Source organism: Streptomyces sp. LX-29 (assembly GCF_029541745.1).
Lineage (GTDB): Bacteria > Actinomycetota > Actinomycetes > Streptomycetales > Streptomycetaceae > Streptomyces.
Genome location: NZ_CP089746.1, coordinates 1,783,885 through 1,803,333, shown reverse-complemented (window position 1 = coordinate 1,803,333; position 19,449 = coordinate 1,783,885). Strand labels below are relative to the sequence as shown.

15 protein-coding genes are annotated in these 19,449 nt (G+C 72.7%); 6 read left to right on the top strand and 9 right to left on the bottom strand.

Going from position 1 to position 19,449, the window contains the following annotated elements:
- Positions 1-67: 67 nt before the first annotated feature.
- On the top strand, positions 68-1,066 hold the full coding sequence (argF, locus tag LRS74_RS07805) for an ornithine carbamoyltransferase (RefSeq protein ID WP_277740322.1): 999 nt from the start codon (positions 68-70) through the stop codon (positions 1,064-1,066).
- 126 nt (positions 1,067-1,192) lie between these two features.
- Here the strand turns inward: argF and LRS74_RS07800 are convergent, their stop codons facing one another.
- On the bottom strand, positions 1,193-1,582 hold the full coding sequence (locus LRS74_RS07800; protein ID WP_277744646.1) for an ATP-binding protein: 390 nt from the start codon (positions 1,580-1,582) through the stop codon (positions 1,193-1,195).
- 321 nt (positions 1,583-1,903) lie between these two features.
- On the opposite strand from LRS74_RS07800, the gene LRS74_RS07795 reads away from it, so the two are divergent.
- On the top strand, positions 1,904-2,731 hold the full coding sequence (locus LRS74_RS07795) for an enoyl-CoA hydratase family protein (RefSeq protein WP_277740321.1): 828 nt from the start codon (positions 1,904-1,906) through the stop codon (positions 2,729-2,731).
- The gene (locus tag LRS74_RS07790; RefSeq protein ID WP_277740320.1) at positions 2,716-5,097 is read left to right on the top strand and encodes a bifunctional salicylyl-CoA 5-hydroxylase/oxidoreductase; all 2,382 of its coding nucleotides are present in this window, start codon (positions 2,716-2,718) and stop codon (positions 5,095-5,097) included. The genes LRS74_RS07795 and LRS74_RS07790 overlap by 16 nt, the downstream gene beginning before the upstream one ends.
- 125 nt (positions 5,098-5,222) lie before the next feature.
- Here the strand turns inward: LRS74_RS07790 and tuf are convergent, their stop codons facing one another.
- From tuf to LRS74_RS07775, 3 genes are all read right to left on the bottom strand, one after another.
- Positions 5,223-6,416: an elongation factor Tu gene (gene tuf / locus LRS74_RS07785; RefSeq protein WP_277740319.1), complete on the bottom strand. Its 1,194-nt coding sequence runs from the start codon at positions 6,414-6,416 to the stop codon at positions 5,223-5,225.
- Positions 6,417-6,566: 150 nt separating this feature from the next.
- Complete coding sequence (locus LRS74_RS07780; protein ID WP_277740318.1) at positions 6,567-7,394, bottom strand: PaaX family transcriptional regulator C-terminal domain-containing protein; 828 nt, start codon at positions 7,392-7,394, stop codon at positions 6,567-6,569.
- Complete coding sequence (locus LRS74_RS07775; RefSeq protein WP_277740317.1) at positions 7,387-9,018, bottom strand: AMP-binding protein; 1,632 nt, start codon at positions 9,016-9,018, stop codon at positions 7,387-7,389. The genes LRS74_RS07780 and LRS74_RS07775 overlap by 8 nt, the downstream gene beginning before the upstream one ends.
- Before the next feature lie 137 nt (positions 9,019-9,155).
- On the opposite strand from LRS74_RS07775, the gene LRS74_RS07770 reads away from it, so the two are divergent.
- Positions 9,156-10,514, top strand: coding sequence for an acyl-CoA dehydrogenase family protein (locus tag LRS74_RS07770; protein WP_277740316.1), 1,359 nt, complete (start codon positions 9,156-9,158; stop codon positions 10,512-10,514).
- The gene (locus tag LRS74_RS07765) at positions 10,511-10,909 is read left to right on the top strand and encodes a RidA family protein (protein ID WP_277740315.1); all 399 of its coding nucleotides are present in this window, start codon (positions 10,511-10,513) and stop codon (positions 10,907-10,909) included. Before LRS74_RS07770 ends, LRS74_RS07765 begins: the two co-directional genes overlap by 4 nt.
- Positions 10,910-11,004: 95 nt before the next feature.
- On the opposite strand, the gene LRS74_RS07760 is transcribed toward LRS74_RS07765, so the two are convergent.
- From LRS74_RS07760 to LRS74_RS07750, 3 genes are all read right to left on the bottom strand, one after another.
- Positions 11,005-12,534, bottom strand: coding sequence for a UDP-N-acetylglucosamine 1-carboxyvinyltransferase (locus tag LRS74_RS07760; protein WP_277740314.1), 1,530 nt, complete (start codon positions 12,532-12,534; stop codon positions 11,005-11,007).
- Positions 12,535-12,616: 82 nt separating this feature from the next.
- Positions 12,617-13,510, bottom strand: a complete 894-nt coding sequence (locus tag LRS74_RS07755) for a LysR family transcriptional regulator (RefSeq protein ID WP_277740313.1) — start codon at positions 13,508-13,510, stop codon at positions 12,617-12,619.
- 77 nt (positions 13,511-13,587) lie between these two features.
- Positions 13,588-13,959 (bottom strand): VOC family protein, encoded by a 372-nt coding sequence (locus tag LRS74_RS07750; protein ID WP_277740312.1) that lies wholly within the window; start codon positions 13,957-13,959, stop codon positions 13,588-13,590.
- A gap of 352 nt (positions 13,960-14,311) precedes the next feature.
- Here LRS74_RS07750 and acnA point away from each other — a divergent pair, with 352 nt between their 5' ends.
- Positions 14,312-17,026, top strand: coding sequence for an aconitate hydratase AcnA (gene acnA / locus LRS74_RS07745; protein WP_277740311.1), 2,715 nt, complete (start codon positions 14,312-14,314; stop codon positions 17,024-17,026).
- A gap of 90 nt (positions 17,027-17,116) precedes the next feature.
- Here the strand turns inward: acnA and LRS74_RS07740 are convergent, their stop codons facing one another.
- Positions 17,117-18,073 (bottom strand): VCBS repeat-containing protein, encoded by a 957-nt coding sequence (locus LRS74_RS07740; RefSeq protein WP_277740310.1) that lies wholly within the window; start codon positions 18,071-18,073, stop codon positions 17,117-17,119.
- A gap of 163 nt (positions 18,074-18,236) precedes the next feature.
- The gene (locus LRS74_RS07735) at positions 18,237-19,205 is read right to left on the bottom strand and encodes an N-acetylmuramoyl-L-alanine amidase (protein ID WP_277740309.1); all 969 of its coding nucleotides are present in this window, start codon (positions 19,203-19,205) and stop codon (positions 18,237-18,239) included.
- Between the last annotated feature and the right edge of the window lie 244 nt (positions 19,206-19,449).

Below are 19,449 nucleotides of genomic sequence, written 5' to 3'. Positions count from 1 at the left end.
CACGGGTCCTTGGCCTTGTCCGGCTGCGGACGCCGCGAACGACGCCGCTGTGACCTAGGAGCCCGCCATGGCGAAAGACCTGACCGGCCGCCACTTCCTCAAGGAGCTGGACTTCACCGCCGAGGAGTTCCGCGACCTGATCGACCTGGCCGCCGAGCTGAAGGCCGCCAAGCGCGCGGGCGAGGAGGTGCAACGGCTGCGCGGCAAGAACATCGCGCTGATCTTCGAGAAGACCTCCACCCGCACCCGCTGCGCCTTCGAGATCGCCGCCGCCGACCAGGGCGCGGCCACGACCTACCTCGACCCGGCGGGCTCGCAGATCGGGCACAAGGAGTCGGTGAAGGACACGGCGCGGGTGCTCGGCCGGATGTTCGACGCCATCGAGTACCGCGGCCACGGTCAGGGCGTCATCGAGGAACTGGCCGCCTACGCGGGCGTCCCGGTCTACAACGGCCTCACCGACGAGTGGCACCCCACCCAGATGCTCGCGGACGTGCTCACCATGACCGAGCACTGCGAGAAGCCGCTGCCCGAGATCGCCTACGCCTACCTCGGTGACGCCCGCTACAACATGGGCAACTCCTACCTGGTCACCGGCGCGCTGCTCGGCATGGACGTGCGCATCGTGGCTCCGCGGCTGCTCTGGCCCGACGAGACGATCGTGGCCGTGGCGCAGGAGCTGGCCGCCGCCTCCGGCGCCCGGATCACGCTCACCGAGGACGTCACCGAAGGCGTGCGCGGCGTGGACTTCGTCGCCACCGACGTGTGGGTGTCGATGGGCGAGCCGAAGGAGGTCTGGGACGAGCGGATAGCGCTGCTCGGCCCGTACGCGGTCACCATGGACGTGCTGCGCGCCAGCGGTAACGACCAGGTCCGGTTCCTGCACTGCCTGCCCGCCTTCCACGACCTGGGCACCGATGTCGGCCGGGAGATCTACGAGCGGCACGGGCTGACCGAGCTGGAGGTGACCGACGAGGTCTTCGAGTCGAAGCACTCGGTGGTCTTCGACGAGGCGGAGAACCGCATGCACACGATCAAGGCGGTTCTCGTCGCCACGCTCTCCTGATCGAGGGCCGGTCTCGAAGGCTCATCCGCAAGGGCCGGAGGGCGTACGCGGCCGTGAGGTGGGTGAGGTACGCCGCCGTGAGATACGCGGCCGCGAGGTCGTGGGCTCGGCCGCGCGGTCTTCGGCTCACTCCTCGGACGGCGGCAGGACGAACCAGACCGCCTTTCCGTGCGGGGTGGGGCGGTAGCCGGAGTCCATGCTCAGCGTGCGGATGAGCAGCAGGCCGCGGCCGCGCTCGTCCAGGGGGTGCGGCTCGGGGTGCGGCTCCGGTCGCCCGAGCCTGCCGGGCGGGGCGGGGTCGCGGTCGTGCACCTCGACCTGGAAGCCGTTCGGCATCAGCTCCACCGCCAGCTCGATCGGCTCGTCGCCCGTCGTGTGCTCGACCGCGTTCGCCACCAGCTCGCAGGTGAGCAGCTCCGCCGTGTCGTAGTCGGTGCGTACTCCCAGGTCCGCCAGCACGCTGCGGATCATCGCCCGGGCCATCGGCACCGCCTCCGCGGAGTGGGGGAGCGCGATGCGCCAGACGGCGCCGGCGACGGCGGGCGCATCGGCTTCGGGGCGCGGGGTGGAGTCGGGGTCGGGCAAGGTCTCGTCCAGGTGCGTGTCGGCCCCCTTCTCCCACAGTACGGAGGTTGCGCACGGGGCGGCAGGGGCGGGAGTGCTGCTCTGCGGGAACGTATGCCGTTCCTTTGCCACTTCGGGGGCGGCAAAGCTATCGCGCACTCCTGACGACAGTCACGCTTCGGTGATAACTTCACGGGGCCAGGACCCGCCACCGCAACCAGCCGGCCGCCGCCCCGCCCGGGCCGCCGCCCGGCGGCAGGGAGGCCGCGCGTCATGAGTCCCTTCACCGGATCGGCGTCCCGGACGGAGCGCTGGCGGCATCTGCGGGTCTCCCATGAGGGCGGGGTCGCCACCGTCACCCTCGACCGCCCCGCCAGGCTCAACGCGCTCACCTTCGGCGCCTACGCCGACCTGCGCGACCTGGTCGCCGAATTGGCCCGGGAGCGCTCCGTCCGCGCCCTGGTCCTCGGCGGCGCCGGCCGTGGCTTCTGCTCCGGCGGCGACGTCGAGGAGATCATCGGCGCCACCCTGGCCCTGGACACCGGGGAGCTGCTGGACTTCAACCGGATGACCGGGCAGGTGGTCCGCGCGCTGCGGGAGTGCCCCTTCCCGGTGATCGCGGCGGTGCACGGGGTGGCCGCCGGCGCCGGCGCGGTGCTCGCCCTGGCCGCCGACTTCCGTGTGGCCGACCCCACCGCCCGCTTCGCCTTCCTCTTCACCTCCGTCGGCCTCTCCGGCGGCGACATGGGCGCCGCCTACCTGCTGCCGCGGGTGGTCGGGCTGGGCCACGCCACCCGGCTGCTGATGCTCGGCGAACCGGTCCCCGCGGCCGAGGCCGAGCGCATCGGACTGATCAGCCGGCTGACGGCCGAGGGGGAGGCCGACCGCGAGGCCGCCGCCCTGGCCGCCCGGCTCGCCGCCGGCCCCACGCTCGCCTACGCCCAGACCAAGGCGCTGCTGACCGCCGAGCTCGACATGCCGCTGGCGGCGGCGGTCGAGCTCGACGCCGCCACCCAGGCCCTGCTCATGAACAGCGAGGACTACGCGGAGTTCCACGCCGCCTTCACGGCGAAGCGGGCCCCCATATGGCGGGGCAGGTAGCGATGGGCACCCCCGTCGCGCCGTCCCCGAACCCCCCGGACGTCTCGCCCTCCGCCGGGCCTGTGGCCGGGCGGGTCGCCGTCATCGGCGGCGGACCCGGCGGGTTGTACGCGGCGGCGCTGCTCAAGCGGCTCGACCCGCGCCGCGAGATCACCGTCTGGGAGCGGAACGCGCCGGGGGACACCTTCGGCTTCGGGGTGGTGCTCTCCGACGAGACGCTGGGCGGCATCGAGCACGCGGACCCGGTGGTCTACCGCGAGCTGTGCCGGGAGTTCGTCCGTTGGGACGCCATCGACGTGGTGCACCGGGGGCGCACGCTCACCTCGGGCGGCCACGGTTTCGCGGCCCTCGGCCGGCGTCGGCTGCTGGCCGTGCTGCACCGGCGCTGTCGCTCGCTGGGCGTACGGCTGCGCTTCGGCGCCCCGGCCCCGCCGGCGGCCGAGCTCGCCGCCGCCCACGACCTGGTGATCGCCGCCGACGGGGTGCACAGCGCCACCCGCGACGCCCACGCCGCTGCCTTCCGCCCGCGGCTGACCGGCCACCGCTGCCGCTACATCTGGCTGGCCGTCGACGCCGCCTTCGACGCCTTCCGCTTCGAGATCGCCGAGACCGCCCACGGCGTGGTGCAGCTGCACGGCTATCCGTACGCCCGCCCGTCGCCCGGCCGCGGGGCCAGCACCGTCATCGTCGAGATGCGCGAGGAGGTGTGGCGTGGCGCCGGGCTGGACCGATGCACCGACGCCGAGTCCGTCGAGCGGTGCGCGGCGCTGTTCGCCCATGCCCTGGCGGGCCGTCCGCTGCGCGGCAACCGCTCGCGGTGGACCGCCTTCCGTACCGTCGGCAACGAGCGCTGGTCGCACGGGAACACCGTGCTGCTGGGAGACGCCGCGCACACCGCGCATTTCTCCATCGGATCGGGCACCAAGCTGGCCGTGGAGGACGCGCTGGCGCTCGCCGCCGCCTTGAGCGAGCGGTCGACGGTCGAGGAGGCGCTGGCGGCGTACGAGGCGGAGCGGCGGCCGGTGGTGGAGTCCGTCCAGCGGGCGGCCCGGGCCAGCCTGGAGTGGTTCGAGGAGCTGCCCCACTACCTCGACCAGCCGCCCCGCCAGTTCGCCTTCAACCTGCTCACCCGCAGCCGCCGGGTCACCCACGGCAACCTGCGGCTGCGGGACGCGGCGTTCGTCGCGGCGGTCGAGCGGGAGGCGCGCGTGCCCCAGGGCACCCCGCCGATGTTCACCCCCTTCCGGCTGCGCGGTCTCGAGCTGCGCAACCGGGTGGTGGTCTCCCCCATGGACATGTACTCCGCCGTCGACGGCACGCCCGGCGAGTTCCACCTGGTCCACCTCGGCGCCCGAGCGCTGGGCGGCGCGGGCCTGGTGATGACCGAGATGGTCTGCGTGAGCCCCGAGGGCCGCATCACCCCGGGATGTACGGGGCTGTACGCCCCCGAGCACGAGGCGGCCTGGCGCCGTGTCACCGACTTCGTGCACGCGTGCTCCCCGGGGGCGGCGATCGGGGTGCAGCTCGGCCACAGCGGCCGCAAGGGCTCCACCCGGCTGATGTGGGAGGGGATCGACGAGCCGTTGCCGGCGGGGAACTGGCCCGTGGTGGCCCCGTCCGCGCTGCCCTACCGGCCCGGCCGGAGCCAGGTGCCGCGCGCCCTGGACGCCGCCGGGCTCGCGACGATCCGCGGGCAGTTCACCCGGGCGGCCCGGCGCGCCGCCCGCGCCGGGTTCGACCTGCTGGAGCTGCACTGCGCGCACGGATATCTGCTGTCCGGCTTCCTGTCCCCGCTGACCAACCGGCGCACCGACGGCTACGGCGGCAGCCCCGCCGCCCGACTGCGCTATCCGCTGGAGGTCTTCGACGCGGTGCGCGCGGTGTGGCCGCACGACCGCCCGATGACGGTCCGCATCTCGGCGACCGACTGGGCGCCGGGCGGGGTGACCGTCGAGGACGCGGTCGCCATCGCGGCCGCGTTCGCCGCCCACGGCGCCGACGCCGTCGACGTCTCCACCGGGCAGGTGGTGGCCGACGAGCGCCCCCGCTTCGGCCGTTCCTACCAGACCCCCTATGCCGACCGGATCCGCAACGAGCTGGGCGTGCCGGTGATCGCGGTCGGCGCCATCTCCTCCTGGGACGACGTCAACTCCCTCGTCCTGGCCGGCCGGGCCGACCTGTGCGCCCTGGGCCGGCCGCACCTGTACGACCCGCACTGGACCCTGCACGCCGCGGCCGAGCAGGGGTACGAGGGGCCCGGAGCGCCCTGGCCGGTGCAGTACCGGGCGGGCAGTCGCAAGCCGCCCGGGGGGCGTACGGACGCGCCCAGGCCGCGCCTCGCGCTGGATGCGCGCCCCGGCCGCTAGGGTGTCGGCGGGGAGCGGGGCACGTCCCCGGTGGCGGCTCCAGGGTCCTCTGGCCGTCGCCCGGGTCCTCGCCCCGCCCCCTGCCGGTCTCCCCGCCGCCGTGCGCCGTCGCAGCAGGCGGCGGGCTACTTGACGATCTTCGTGACCTGGCCGGCGCCCACCGTGCGGCCGCCCTCGCGGATGGCGAACTTCAGGCCCTCCTCCATGGCGATCGGCTGGATCAGCTCCACCGTCATCGTGGTGTTGTCGCCCGGCATCACCATCTCGGTGCCCTCCGGCAGGTGCGCCACGCCGGTGACGTCCGTGGTCCGGAAGTAGAACTGCGGGCGGTAGCCGGTGAAGAAGGGGGTGTGCCGGCCGCCCTCGTCCTTGGACAGGATGTACGCCTGCCCCTCGAAATCGGTGTGCGGGGTGATCGACCCCGGCTTGACCACCACCTGGCCGCGCTCCACGTCCTCACGCTTGATGCCGCGCAGCAGCAGACCCACGTTCTCACCGGCCCGCCCCTCGTCCAGCAGCTTGCGGAACATCTCGATGCCGGTGACCGTGGTCTTGGTCTTCTCCGGGTGGATGCCGACGATCTCCACCTCCTGGTTCACCTGGAGGATGCCGCGCTCGATCCGGCCGGTGACCACCGTGCCGCGGCCGGTGATGGTGAAGACGTCCTCGACCGGCATCAGGAACGGCTTGTCGACGTCGCGCTCCGGCTCGGGGATGTGCTCGTCGACCGCCTTCATCAGCTCCAGGACGGTCTGACCCCACTCCGCGTCGCCCTCCAGCGCCTTCAGCGCGGAGACCTTGACGACCGGGATGTCGTCGCCGGGGAACTCGTACTGCGTCAGCAGCTCGCGTACCTCCAGCTCGACCAGCTCCAGGATCTCCTCGTCGTCCACCATGTCGGCCTTGTTCAGCGCCACCACGATGTAGGGCACGCCGACCTGGCGGGCCAGCAGCACGTGCTCCTTGGTCTGCGGCATCGGGCCGTCGGTGGCGGCGACCACCAGGATGGCGCCGTCCATCTGCGCCGCGCCGGTGATCATGTTCTTCACGTAGTCGGCGTGGCCCGGGCAGTCGACGTGCGCGTAGTGACGCGACTCGGTCTGGTACTCGACGTGCGCGATGGAGATGGTGATGCCACGCTGCCGCTCCTCCGGGGCCTTGTCGATCTCGTCGAACGGGGTGAACGGGTTGAGGTCCGGGTACGCGTCGTGCAGCACCTTGGTGATCGCCGCGGTCAGCGTGGTCTTGCCGTGGTCGATATGGCCGATGGTGCCGATGTTGACGTGCGGCTTGGTCCGCTCGAACTTCGCCTTGCCCACTGCTTCGTCTCCTGTCCGTCCAGGCAGCGGGGCCGGCGGGCGCCGACCCCCAGTGCTGCGCGGAGTAACCTCCTGGTAACCGTACGTCGTCGCGGGTCGCCAGGCGGCGAGGCGTGCCACGCGGGCGGCCGATCGATCGGGTCGCGCGGGTCAGTGCAGATGCGCCTCGGCGTAGCGGGCGCCCACGTCCCGCAGCCGGGCGTGCAGGGCGGTGAAGACCCGCGCCGCCCTCAGCCCCGGCCAGTCGGCGGGCAGCAGCGCGGACGGCAGCCCGGGGTCCGCGTAGGGCAGCCGGCGCCAGGAGTCCAGCGCCAGCAGATAGTCGCGGTAGGCCTGCTGCGGATCCGCGCTGCGCCGCCGTGACCAGTGGCGCAGCACCGGCTCGTGGACGTCCAGGAAGGAGTGGTGCAGGGCGGCCAGTCGGCCCAGGTCCCACCAGCGGCTCACCGCGTGCGCGGTCGGCTCGAAGCCGGCGTGGGCGCCGCGGAAGAGGTCGACGTAGGGGGAGAGTTGCAGCCGCTCCAGGGTGTGCCGGGTCTCGTCGTAGAGGTGGGCGGGGGCGATCCACACGCCCGGCGCGGCGGTGCCGAAACCGAGCCGGGAAAGCCGGGAGCGGAGCAGATGGCGCTTGTGCCGCTCCTCCTCGGGGACCGAGAAGACGGCCAGCAGCCACCCGCCGCGGGAGCGGGCGGCGGGCCGGCCGTAGATGCGCCGGTCGCCGTCGTCCAGCAACTGGCGGGCGGCGTCCGACAGCCCGTAGGCGGCGGCGCCGGAGGCCGTGCGGTCGGGGAGCAGCAGGCCGCGCCGCTTGAGCCGGGAGACGGCGGAACGCACCGAGGGCGGGTCGACGCCGACCGAGCCCAGCAGCCGGATCAGGGCGGCCACCGGCACGGGACCGGCCGGTCGGCCGACTGTCCCGCGCCCGTACGCGCCGTAGAAGGTGACGATCAGCGAGCGGGGGGCGTGGTGGTCACTCACGCGGTAACTGTAAAGCGCCGTCGCGGAGTCGGAAGCGCTGCACTTTGCCGGTGGGTGTGCGTGGGAGCGCTTCCACGAAGACGATGTCGCGCGGGCACTTGTAGCCGGCCAGCTCCGATCTGGTGAACTCCTTCAGGGCCGCCACGGTGTCATCCCTCCGTGGGACGCCGGGCCGGAGCACCACATGGGCGACCACGATCGCGCCGCGCCGCTCGTCCGGGCGACCGGTGACGGCGGCCTCCAGCACGTCGGGGTGGCGCAGCAGCGCCTCCTCCACCTCGGGCCCGGCGATGTTGTGCCCGGCCGAGATGATCATGTCGTCGGCGCGGGCGACGAAGCGGAAGTAGCCGTCCTGATCGCGGACGTAGGTGTCCCCGGTGAGGTTCCAGCCCTCCCGTACGTACGCGCGCTGGCGGGCGTCGGCCAGATAGCGGCAGCCGGTCGGCCCGCGCACCGCCAGCAGCCCCGGAGTACCGTCCGGCACCGGCCGGCCCTCGGCGTCCACCACCCGCGCCTGGTAGCCGGGGACCGGGACGCCGGTGGTGCCCGGCCGTATCGCCTCGTCGGCGGCGGAGATGAAGATGTGCAGCAGCTCGGTCGCCCCGATGCCGTTGATGATCCGCAGCCCGGTGGCGGCGTGCCAGGCGTGCCAGGTGGCGGCCGGCAGGTTCTCCCCGGCGGACACGCAGCGGCGCAGGCTGGAGACGTCGTACGAGCCCAGCCGGGCGAGCATCGCGCGGTAGGCGGTGGGCGCGGTGAACAGCACGGAGACGCGGTGGCGCCCGATGTCGTCCAGCAGTCGCGCCGGCCCGTGCCACTCCGTCAGCAGCGCCGAGGCGCCGGCGCGCAGCGGGAAGACCACCAGACCGCCCAGGCCGAAGGTGAACCCCAAGGGCGGGCTGCCGGCGAACACATCGTCGGGACGGGGCCGGAGCACCTGTGCCGAGAAGGTGTCGGCGATGGCGAGAACGTCACGGTGGAAGTGGACACAGCCCTTCGGCTTGCCGGTGGTGCCCGAGGTGAAGGCGATCAGCGCCACGTCATCGGCGGAGGTCGCCACGGCCGGGTACCCGGCGGGCTTGGCCGCCGCCAGCCGCAGCAGGTCGTCGGCGCGTCGCCCGCCGAACTCGGCGGTGCGCAGCCCCGGCACGGCGGCGCGCGCCAGTTCGTCCGCGCAGCCCGCCGCGCACAGCGCGTGCCGCACGCGCGCCAGCGCGCAGACGGTGGCCAGCTCCGCCGCGCGGTGCGCGGCCAGCACGGTCACCGCTATCGCGCCCGCCTTCATGACGGCCAGCCAGCAGGCGGCCAACCAGGGCGAGCCGGGGCCGCGCAGCAGCACCCGGTTGCCGGGGACCACGCCCAGGTCCTCGGTGAGGACATGGGCGATCCGGTCCACGTGGGACCGCAGTTCGCCGTAGGACCACACCTGACCGGCGGCGTCCCGCAGCGCGGGGCGGTGTGGGCCGAACTCCAGGGTGGTGCGGTCCAGCAGCTCGGACCCGCAGTTGAGCCGGTCGGGGTAGCGGTGGCCCGGGGCGATCGGCAGCAGCCGCGGCCACTCGGCGGCGGGCGGCAGCCGGTCCCGGGCGAAGGTGTCGACGTGCGCGGACGGCATGAGCTCCATCGCTGACGCGCCTCCTCTGCCGGGCCGTTCACCGAGCCGTGCATCTGCCGCGAAGCCGCTCCCTCAGCGTAACGTGTTGATGACGGCAGTCAACGGTCCGCGATACTCGGCGCGGACGGATGACAGGGAGGGCGCCCGTGTCGGACACCGCGGTCTTCGCTCTGGACCCCGCACAGCGCCGCTGGTGCGGCGAACTGCGCGCACTGGCCGCCGAGCGGCTCCGCCCCCTCGCGGAGCGATCGGAACCCGGCCGCGTCAACCGTCCGTTGGTCGAGGCGCTCGGCGAACTCGGCCTCCTGGCCCGACTGTTGCCCGCGGACGGCTCGGTGCACGCCCTCACCCTGTGTCTGCTGCGGGAGTCCCTTGCCCGGGAGTGCACCGAGGCCGAGACCGCCCTCGCCCTCCAGGGACTCGGCGCCCACCCCCTCGTGCTCGCCGGCACCGCCGCCCAGCGGGCCCGCTGGCTCCCCGCGGTCCGCGCCGGCCGCGCCGTGGCCGCCTTCGCGCTCAGCGAGCCGGAAGCGGGCAGCGACGCGGCGGCCCTGTCGCTGCGCGCCGAGGCCGTACGGGTGGCCGGCGGTGCCGACGGTGGGGAGTCGGGCGACGCGGCGGCCCGAGCAGGCGACGGTCCCCGGTCCGGCCGGGGTGCCCCCGACGAAGCCGGTACGGCCGGCTGGGCCGCGGGCGGGGCGGCGGCCACGCCCACCGCGGCCGAGGCGGCGGCCACGCCCACCGTGGGCGAGGCCGCGGCCCCGGCGGGCACCCGAGCGGTCCGTCCGGCCGCCGCGCGCGGGCGCGGCGGCTGGCGACTGACCGGCGAGAAGTGCTGGATCTCCAACGCCCCCGACGCGGACTTCTACACCGTCTTCGCGCGGACCGGCGAAGGCGCCCGCTCCCGCGGCGTCACCGCCTTCCTGGTCCCCGCCGATCGCCCCGGGCTGACGGGGGAGCGGGTGGAGATGCTCAGCCCGCACCCCATCGGCACGCTCACCTTCGACGGGGTGCCGGTCGGCGCCGACGACGTCCTGGGCGCCCCCGGCGAGGGCTTCCGCCTCGCCATGCGCACCCTCAACCTGCTGCGCCCCAGCGTCGGCGCGTTCGCCGTCGGCATGGCCCAGGCCGCGCTGGACGCCGCGCTGGACCACGCCGCGCACCGCACCGCCTTCGGCGGCCCGCTGAAGGACCTCCAGTCGGTGGCGCACCGGCTCGCCGAGATGGCCACCCGCACCGAGGCCGCCCGGCTGCTGGTCTACGCGGCGGCCGCCGGCTACGACGCCGGTGCGCCCGACGTCGCCCTGCGCTCGGCCATGGCCAAGCTGCTGGCCACCGAGACGGCCCAGTACGTGGTCGACGCCGCCGTGCAGATCCACGGCGCCCGCGCGCTGCGCCGCGGCCATCCGCTCGAACACCTCTACCGCGAGGTCCGCGCCCCGCGCATCTACGAGGGGGCCACCGAGGTGCAGCGCACCCTCATCGCCAAGGAGCTCTACCGATGACCCTGCACCGGCTCAACCCCCCGGAGCTCTCCCCGCCCACCGGCTTCAGCCACGCGGTCACCGCCACCGGCGGCCGCCTGGTCTTCCTGGCCGGTCAGACCGCGCTCGACTCCGGGGGAACGGTCGTCGAGGGCGATCTGACGGCCCAGTTCCGGCAGGCGCTGGCCAACCTGCTGACCGCCCTCGCCGCCGCCGGCGGCACCCCGGCCGATCTGGCCCGCCTCACCGTCCACACCACCGACGTGGCCGCCTACCGCGCGCGGGCTCGGGAGTTGGGCCACATCTGGCGCGAACTGGCGGGCCGCGACTACCCGGCGATGGCGGTCATCGGCGTTGTCCGCCTGTGGGACCAGGCGGCCCTGGTCGAACTGGACGGCATCGCCGTACTGCCCTGACCGGAAGCCGGAAGCCGGAAGCCGGAAGCCGGAAGCCGGTACGCCGACGGGCCGCCGGTTCCGTTCCCCCGGCGGCCCGTCCACTCCCTCGGGGCTCAGATGTCGCGGAAGGTCTCGATCTGCGCGCCGATCGAGTTCAGCCGCTCCGCCAGGTCCTCGTAGCCGCGGTTGATGACGTACACGTTGCGCAGCACCGAGGTGCCCTCGGCCGCCATCATCGCCAGCAGCACCACCACCGCGGGGCGCAGGGCGGGCGGGCACATCATCTCGGCGGAGCGCCAGCGGGTGGGGCCCTCGACGAGGACGCGGTGCGGGTCGAGCAGCTTGACGCGGGCGCCGAGGCGGTTGAGGTCGGTGAGGTAGATGGCCCGGTTGTCGTAGACCCAGTCGTGGATCAGCGTCGACCCCTGGGCCGCCGCCGCTATCGCGGCGAAGAACGGGACGTTGTCGATGTTGATGCCGGGGAACGGCATCGGGTGGATCTTGTCCAGCGGGGCGGTGAGCTTGGACGGGCGGACCGTCAGGTCGATCAGCCGGGTGCGGCCGTTGTCCGCCGCGTACTCCGCGCTGCGCTCGTGGTCCAGGCCCATCTCCTCCAGCACGGCCAGCTCGATCTCCAGGAACTCGATCGGCACCCGGCGGATCGTCAGCTCCGACTCGGTCACCACGGCCGCGGCCAGCAGGCTCATCGCCTCGACCGGGTCCTCCGAGGGCGCGTAGTCGACATCCCGGTCGATGTGGGCGACGCCGTGCACGGTCAGCGTGGTGGTGCCCACGCCCTCGACCTTCACGCCCAGCTGCTCCAGGAAGAAACACAGGTCCTGGACCATGTAGTTGGAGGAGGCGTTGCGGATGACGGAGACGCCGTCGTGCCGGGCGGCGGCCAGCAGCGCGTTCTCGGTCACCGTGTCGCCGCGCTCGGTCAGCACGATGGCGCGGGTCGGGGAGACCGAGCGGTCGACCTCGCAGTGGTAGGTGCCGGCGGTCGGGGTGACCTCCAGGCCGAAGTGCCGAAGGGCCGTCATATGCGGCTGCACGGTACGGGTGCCCAGGTCGCAGCCGCCCGCGTACGGAATCTTGAAGCGGTCCATCCGGTGCAGCAGCGGACCCAGGAACATGATGACGCTGCGGGTGCGGCGCGCCGCCTCGGTGTCCATCGCGTCGAGGTTCAGCTCGGCCGGCGGGGTGATCTCCAGGTCGGCCCCGTCGTTGATCCAGCGGGCGCGGACGCCGATGCTGCCCAGCACCTCCAGGATGCGGTAGACCTCTTCGATCCGGGCCACCCGGCGCAGCGTCGTACGGCCGGAGTTGAGCAGCGAGGCGCACAGCAGCGCCACGCAGGCGTTCTTGCTCGTCTTGACGTCGATGGAGCCGGACAGCCGGCGGCCGCCCACGACGCGCAGATGCATCGGGCCGGCGTAGCCGAGAGACACGATCTCGCTGTCGAGCGCCTCGCCGATGCGGGCGATCATCTCAAGGCTGATGTTCTGGTTGCCTCGCTCGATGCGGTTGACCGCGCTCTGGCTGGTACCCAGCGCCTCCGCAAGCTGGGACTGGGTCCAACCGCGGTGCTGCCGCGCGTCGCGGATGAGCTTGCCGATGCGTGCGAGGTAGTCATCTGTCATACAAAAGAGGCTATCTCACATATGAGATGCGTGTGAGGCGGGGGGTGTGAAGGAGAGGGGGCGCTACGGGGTGGTCCGGCCGTCATCGTCGTACGGCGAGCGCCACCAGCGTGTGCGCGGGTCCCTCCAGGGTTGCGCGGCAGACGAGTTCCACGCGGTGCACCAGTCGCGGGGCGGTGAGCGGTACGGCGACCACGCCGGGGACGGACTCGGCGACCGCGTACGGCAGCAGGGTCAGCCCCTGGCTCGCCACGGCCAGGGCGACCAGCGCCCGGACGTCGGTCCCGGTGTACGTCAGCGCGGCCCGGAAGCCGCGCGGGGCGCCGGCGGCCGCGCGCAACTGCCCGAGCGGCACGCCCGAGTCGGGGGCCTCCACCCAGCGCGCCCCGGCCAGGTCGGCCAGTCGCAGTCCGAGCCGCCGGGCCAGCGGGTGCCCCTGCGCCAGCGGCACCGCCAGCGGCGTCTCGGCGAGGACCACCACGGCCAGCGGGGCGGCGTCGGGCAGTGGCAGCGGCAGCGGATCGCCGGGCGCGGCGATGCCGTCGGTCAGCCCGATGTCCAGGTCTCCGGCGGCCACCGCGGCCGGGATCCGGGCCCGGCTCAGCACGCGCACCCCGATGGGGGTGTCGGGGTGTCGGCGGCCGGCCTCGGCGAGCGCCTCCGCCAGCGTGGGGGTCAGGGCGAGCGGGGAGGCCCCGACGGTGAGCCGGGGCGCACGGGGGGCGGTCGACCGGGTGATGTCGGCCCGCGCCGCCTCGAGCCGCGACAGCAGCGGCCCGGCGTGCTCCAGCAGTCGGCTGCCCGCCGCGGTCGGGGCCACCGGCCGCCGGGTCAGCAGCGGGGCCCGCAGCTCGGCCTCGAGCGAGGCGATGTGCTGCGACACGGCCGAGCGGGTGACCCCCAGCTCGCGCGCGGCGTCGGTGAAGGACCCGCAGCGGGCCACGGCCTCGAAGGTGCGGAGCAGGCGAGGGTCCATGCGACCAGTCTCGTGGAAACGGGCCGGCCGGGCGGCGCATGCTCATAAGTGTCGGATTTCCGACGCGTCCAGCCCGATCACTTCTCCTGGAGCACCGACAGCACATTGCCGGCCGGGTCGGTGAACCAGGCGATGTCCGGCCCCTGGCCCCGGGCGATGCCCTTCTCGTCCTGCTCGAAGCCGTCGTAGCGCTCGAAGCGCACCCCGCGCTCGGTCAGCCCGGCCACGGCGCCGTCGATGTCGTCGACGGGAAAGTTGAGGATGGTGAAGGTCGCCGGGGTGTGGTTGTCCTTGGGGTAGACGAGGACGTCCGTGCCGCCGGCGAGGTGCAGGGTGAGCAGCCCGTACCGCTCCGTCACCCGCAGGCCCAGCGTCTCGCCGTAGAAGTCCTTCGCCCGCTGGAGGTCGTCCACCGCGAAGCCGCTGAACGCCTTGCTGTTCCGCAACATGACCCGTCCGTCCCTTCCTGCCGGTGTTGCTCTTCTTCGTCCCTTCCGTACCTCCAGTCTGCTGCGGCGCGGGGGCGGTCCGTCGGGCGGTCCGTCGGGGCGCGGCGGCCTGGCGTGGCGGCGGGGTACGGCCGGCAGGGGGTTTCAGGGGTGCGGGCGGGGTGTGCCCGGGCATGACCGAGCGGCGGCGATGTATTAGAGTTATCTCGACATCGAGATATCTAGCGAGAGACGTACCGCGCCGCATTCGAGTAAGGGCAGCCTAACTTAGGCACACCTTAGCGGATCGGCAACCCCCTGTGACGGCAGGATGGCGGTGGTACGCGCGAGATCACGCAAGAAGGAGACTGTCGTGTCGGCGAACAGCTTCGACGCTCGCTCCACCCTGAAGGTGGGCGACGAGTCGTACGAGATCTTCCGGCTGGACAAGGTGGAGGGCTCGGCCCGCCTCCCGTACAGCCTCAAGGTGCTGCTGGAGAACCTGCTCCGCACCGAGGACGGCGCCAACATCACCGCCGACCACATCCGCGCGCTCGGCGGCTGGGACTCCCAGGCGCAGCCGAGCCAGGAGATCCAGTTCACGCCGGCCCGCGTGATCATGCAGGACTTCACCGGTGTGCCGTGCGTGGTGGACCTCGCCACCATGCGTGAGGCCGTCAAGGAGCTCGGCGGCGACCCGGCGAAGATCAACCCGCTGGCCCCGGCCGAGCTGGTCATCGACCACTCCGTCATCGCGGACAAGTTCGGCACCCCCGACTCCTTCGCGCAGAACGTGGAGCTGGAGTACGGCCGCAACAAGGAGCGCTACCAGTTCCTGCGCTGGGGCCAGACCGCCTTCGACGAGTTCAAGGTCGTCCCGCCGGGCACCGGCATCGTGCACCAGGTGAACATCGAGCACCTGGCCCGCACCGTGATGGTCCGCAACGGCCAGGCGTACCCCGACACCCTCGTCGGCACCGACTCGCACACCACCATGGTCAACGGCCTCGGTGTGCTCGGCTGGGGCGTCGGCGGCATCGAGGCCGAGGCCGCGATGCTGGGCCAGCCGGTCTCCATGCTGATCCCGCGCGTCGTCGGCTTCAAGCTGACCGGCGAGCTGCCCACCGGCACCACCGCCACCGACCTGGTGCTGACCATCACCGAGATGCTGCGCAAGCACGGCGTCGTCGGCAAGTTCGTCGAGTTCTACGGTGAGGGCGTCGCCGCCACCTCGCTGGCCAACCGCGCCACCATCGGCAACATGTCGCCGGAGTTCGGCTCCACCGCCGCGATCTTCCCGATCGACGACGAGACCCTGAACTACCTGCGTCTGACCGGCCGCTCCGAGCAGCAGGTCGCCCTGGTCGAGGCGTACGCCAAGGAGCAGGGCCTGTGGCTGGACCCGGCCGCCGAGCCGGACTTCTCCGAGAAGCTGGAGCTGGACCTCTCCACGGTCGTCCCCTCCATCGCCGGCCCGAAGCGCCCGCAGGACCGCATCATCCTGGCCGAGGCCGCCCAGCAGTTCGCGCAGGACGTGCGCAACTACGTCGAGGACGACGACGAGGCGGGCAAGGAGTCCTTCCCGGCCTCCGACGCTCCGGCCGAGCACAACGGCGTCCCGACCCGCCCGACGCTGGTCACCGCCGCCGACGGTTCGCAGTACGAGATCGACCACGGCGCCGTCACCGTCGCCGCGATCACCTCCTGCACCAACACCTCGAACCCGTACGTCATGGTCGCCGCCGCGCTGGTGGCCAAGAAGGCGGTCGAGAAGGGCCTGTCCCGCAAGCCGTGGGTGAAGACCACCCTGGCCCCGGGCTCCAAGGTTGTCATGGACTACTACGACCGCGCGGGTCTGACGCCCTACCTCGACAAGATGGGCTTCAACCTGGTCGGCTACGGCTGCACCACCTGCATCGGCAACTCCGGCCCGCTGCCGGAGGAGGTCTCCAAGGCCGTCAACGAGCACGACCTGGCCGTGACCTCGGTGCTCTCCGGCAACCGCAACTTCGAGGGCCGGATCAACCCCGACGTCAAGATGAACTACCTGGCGTCCCCGCCGCTGGTCGTCGCCTACGCCATCGCGGGCTCCATGAAGGTGGACATCACCAAGGACGCCCTGGGCACCGACAAGGACGGCAACCCGGTCTTCCTGAAGGACATCTGGCCGTCCGAGACCGAGGTCAACGACGTCGTCGCCAACGCCATCGGCGAGGACATGTTCGCCTCCTCCTACCAGGACGTCTTCGCCGGCGACGCCCAGTGGCAGTCGCTGCCGATCCCGACCGGCAACACCTTCGAGTGGGACCCGCAGTCCACCTACGTCCGCAAGCCCCCGTACTTCGAGGGCATGACCATGGAGACCACCCCGGTCTCCGACATCGCCGGCGCCCGCGTGCTGGCGAAGCTGGGCGACTCGGTCACCACCGACCACATCTCCCCGGCCGGTGCCATCAAGGCCGACACCCCGGCCGGCAAGTACCTCACCGAGCACGGCGTCGAGCGCCGCGACTTCAACTCGTACGGTTCCCGCCGCGGCAACCACGAGGTCATGATCCGCGGTACGTTCGCCAACATCCGCCTGCGCAACCAGATCGCGCCGGGCACCGAGGGCGGCTTCACCCGCGACTTCACCGTCGAGGGCGGCCCCGTCTCCTTCATCTACGACGCCTCCCAGAACTACCAGGCCGCCGGCATCCCGCTGGTCATCCTGGCCGGCAAGGAGTACGGCTCCGGCTCCTCCCGCGACTGGGCCGCGAAGGGCACCGCGCTGCTCGGCGTCAAGGCCGTCATCGCCGAGTCCTACGAGCGCATCCACCGCTCGAACCTGATCGGCATGGGTGTCCTGCCGCTGCAGTTCCCCGAGGGTGCCTCGGCGTCCTCCCTGGGCCTGACCGGCGAGGAGACCTTCGCGATCACCGGTGTGGAGGAGCTGAACAACGGCACCACCCCGCGCACCGTCAAGGTCACCACCGACACCGGTGTGGAGTTCGACGCGGTCGTCCGCATCGACACCCCGGGTGAGGCGGACTACTACCGCAACGGCGGCATCATGCAGTACGTGCTGCGCTCGCTGATCCGCAAGTAAGCGGCGGCGCACGCCCCACGCACCACGGCGGGCCGCACCCCCTTCCCCGGGGGGTGCGGCCCGCCGCGCGTTCGCCGTCGTCCGGCGCCGTTACGAGAACAGCTGGGTGTACTGGTTCCAGCCGGAGTTGCCGATCTTGACCCGGGCCGCGAACGGGGCGGACGCCTTGCCCGTGCCCTTGTAGAGCCACAGGGCGCCCGTCGTGTCGCGGGCGATCAGGTCGGCCCGGCCGTCGGCGTCGAGGTCCACGTCACCCGAGGCCACCAGGCGGTTGTAGGTGTTCCAGCCCGAGCCGATCCGGGTGCGCGTGGCGAACGGCTTGTTCGCGTCGCCGGTGCCCTTGTAGAGCCACAGGACGCCGGCCTTGTCACGGGCGACGATGTCGGCCCTGCCGTCGTCGGTCAGGTCGTGCTGGCCGGCGATCTGGGTGTACCGGCCCCAGCCGGTGCCGACCTTCTTACGGCCGGTCAGCGTGGCGTCCGGGCGGGCGAGATGGAGCCAGAGGGTGCCGGAGCCGTCCCGGGCGAGGAGGTCCGGCTCCCGGGCGCCGCCGAGGTTGCCCGGGGACAGCAGCACGTTGTACCGGTTCCAGCCGGGGCCGATCTCCTTGTCGGAGGTGTCGTCCGTGAAGGCGAGGGTGCCGTCGGTGCCGCGTGCGTACATCCCGTCGAACACGCCGTCGTCGTCGCGGTCGACGTGCATCGCGGCGCTGACGTACGCCCAGTCGTCCCGCACGACCAGCTGACGGGGCAGCAGCCCGCCCTTGCCGTTCGGCATGTAGTAGTACAGGTCGCCCGTGGCGGTGGCGCCGGCCAGCGGGAGGATGGGGGCGTAGCCGTTCGCGCCGACCGACGTCGGCGCCTCGGCGCGGCGCGCCTCGTTCAACTCGGCGCTCTGCGCCTGTGCGCGCTTCACCGGCGCAGGGAGGGGCGTCGGCTTGTCGTCGGCCACGGCGGTGCCGGCGGTGCCGACCAGGGCGGCGGCGATCGCCGCGGTCGTCAGCCGCGCCAGGGCGCGGCCGTGGTGACGGCCGGAGGATGGGGCCACGTATGTCTCCAAGATGACGTGGATACAGCGATGTGCGGAGTGGGGGCATCGCGGTAGGCAGGATGCCAGCACATGATCTTCACGGGTCACGGCGGCGGGGTGCCGTCGCGCACGAGGGCCGCACCTCTCGGGAGAGCGGTGCGGCCCGGGTGTCTCGGGTGCCCTACGAGAACAGCCGGTACGCGTTCCAGCCGGAGTCGCCGATCTTGACCTTGGCCTTGAAAGGCGCCGAGGCGTTGCCGGTGCCCTGGTAGAGCCACAGCGCCCCGGCGTTGTCGCGGGCGACGAGGTCGGCGCGGCCCTTCTCGTCGATGTCCAGGTCACCGGTGGAGAGGATCCGGTTGAACTGGTTCCAGCCGCCGCCGACCTTGGCGCGCTTGGCGAAGGGCTTGTTCGCGTCGCCGGTGCCCTGGTAGAGCCACAGCACGCCGGCCTTGTCGCGGGCGACGATGTCGGCCTTGCCGTCGCCGGAGAGGTCGTGCTGGCCGGCGATCTGGGTGAACTGGCCCCAGCCGGTGCCGACCTTCTTACGGGCGCTCAGGGAGCCGTCGCCCCTGGCCGGGAAGAGCCAGAGGGTGCCGGAGCCGTCCCGGGCGAGGACGTCGGCCTCCTTGGTCCCGCCGAGGTCGCCCGGGGACAGCAGCACGTCGTACGTGTCCCAGCCGCGGCCGAGGTCCGTGTCGGCGTTGTACCCCGTGAAGCGCAGGGCGCCGTCGGTGGTCCGGGTGTACGTCCCGTCGAGGTTCTCGTCCCGGTCGAAGTCGACCTGCATGATGGCGTCGACGTCCTTCCAGCCGCCCTTCGGCTCCACCGGGAAGGGCTTGCGCAGGCCGCCGTCGCCGTTCGGCGTGTACTGGAGCAGGTCACCGGTCTCGGTGATGGCGTTGAGCGGGAGGTACGGAGCGAAGGTGCCCGGGGCCGCCGACTTCGGGCCGTGCGCCCGGAGTCCGTCGAGCGCGGCGCCTCGCTCCGCGGCCTGCTTCATCGCCGTGCGCAGGGCGGTCGGGTCGGAGGCCGGGCCGTCGTCGGCCATGGCGGTGCCGGCGGTGGTGCCGACCAGGGCGGCGGCTATCGCGGCGGTGGTCAGCCGGGCGAGCGCGCGGCCGCGCTGACGGCCGGAGAGAAGAGTCACGTATTACTCCAGAGTGATGTACAGGGACGCGAGGTACCTGATGGGGCATAACGCGATATCTCCGTGATCGTCTCACGTGGCCGTCACCTTGATCATCTTTGTGGTTCGATGATTCGTCACCGTTCTGTCACAGTCGCGAGCCGGCCCCTCCCGGCCTGCGGGCGGCGGCAGTTGAGGCACGGGGCGGGGCGCGGGAGCGGCGGGAAACGGAACGGGCCGCACCCCCTCGCGGGAGTGCGGCCCG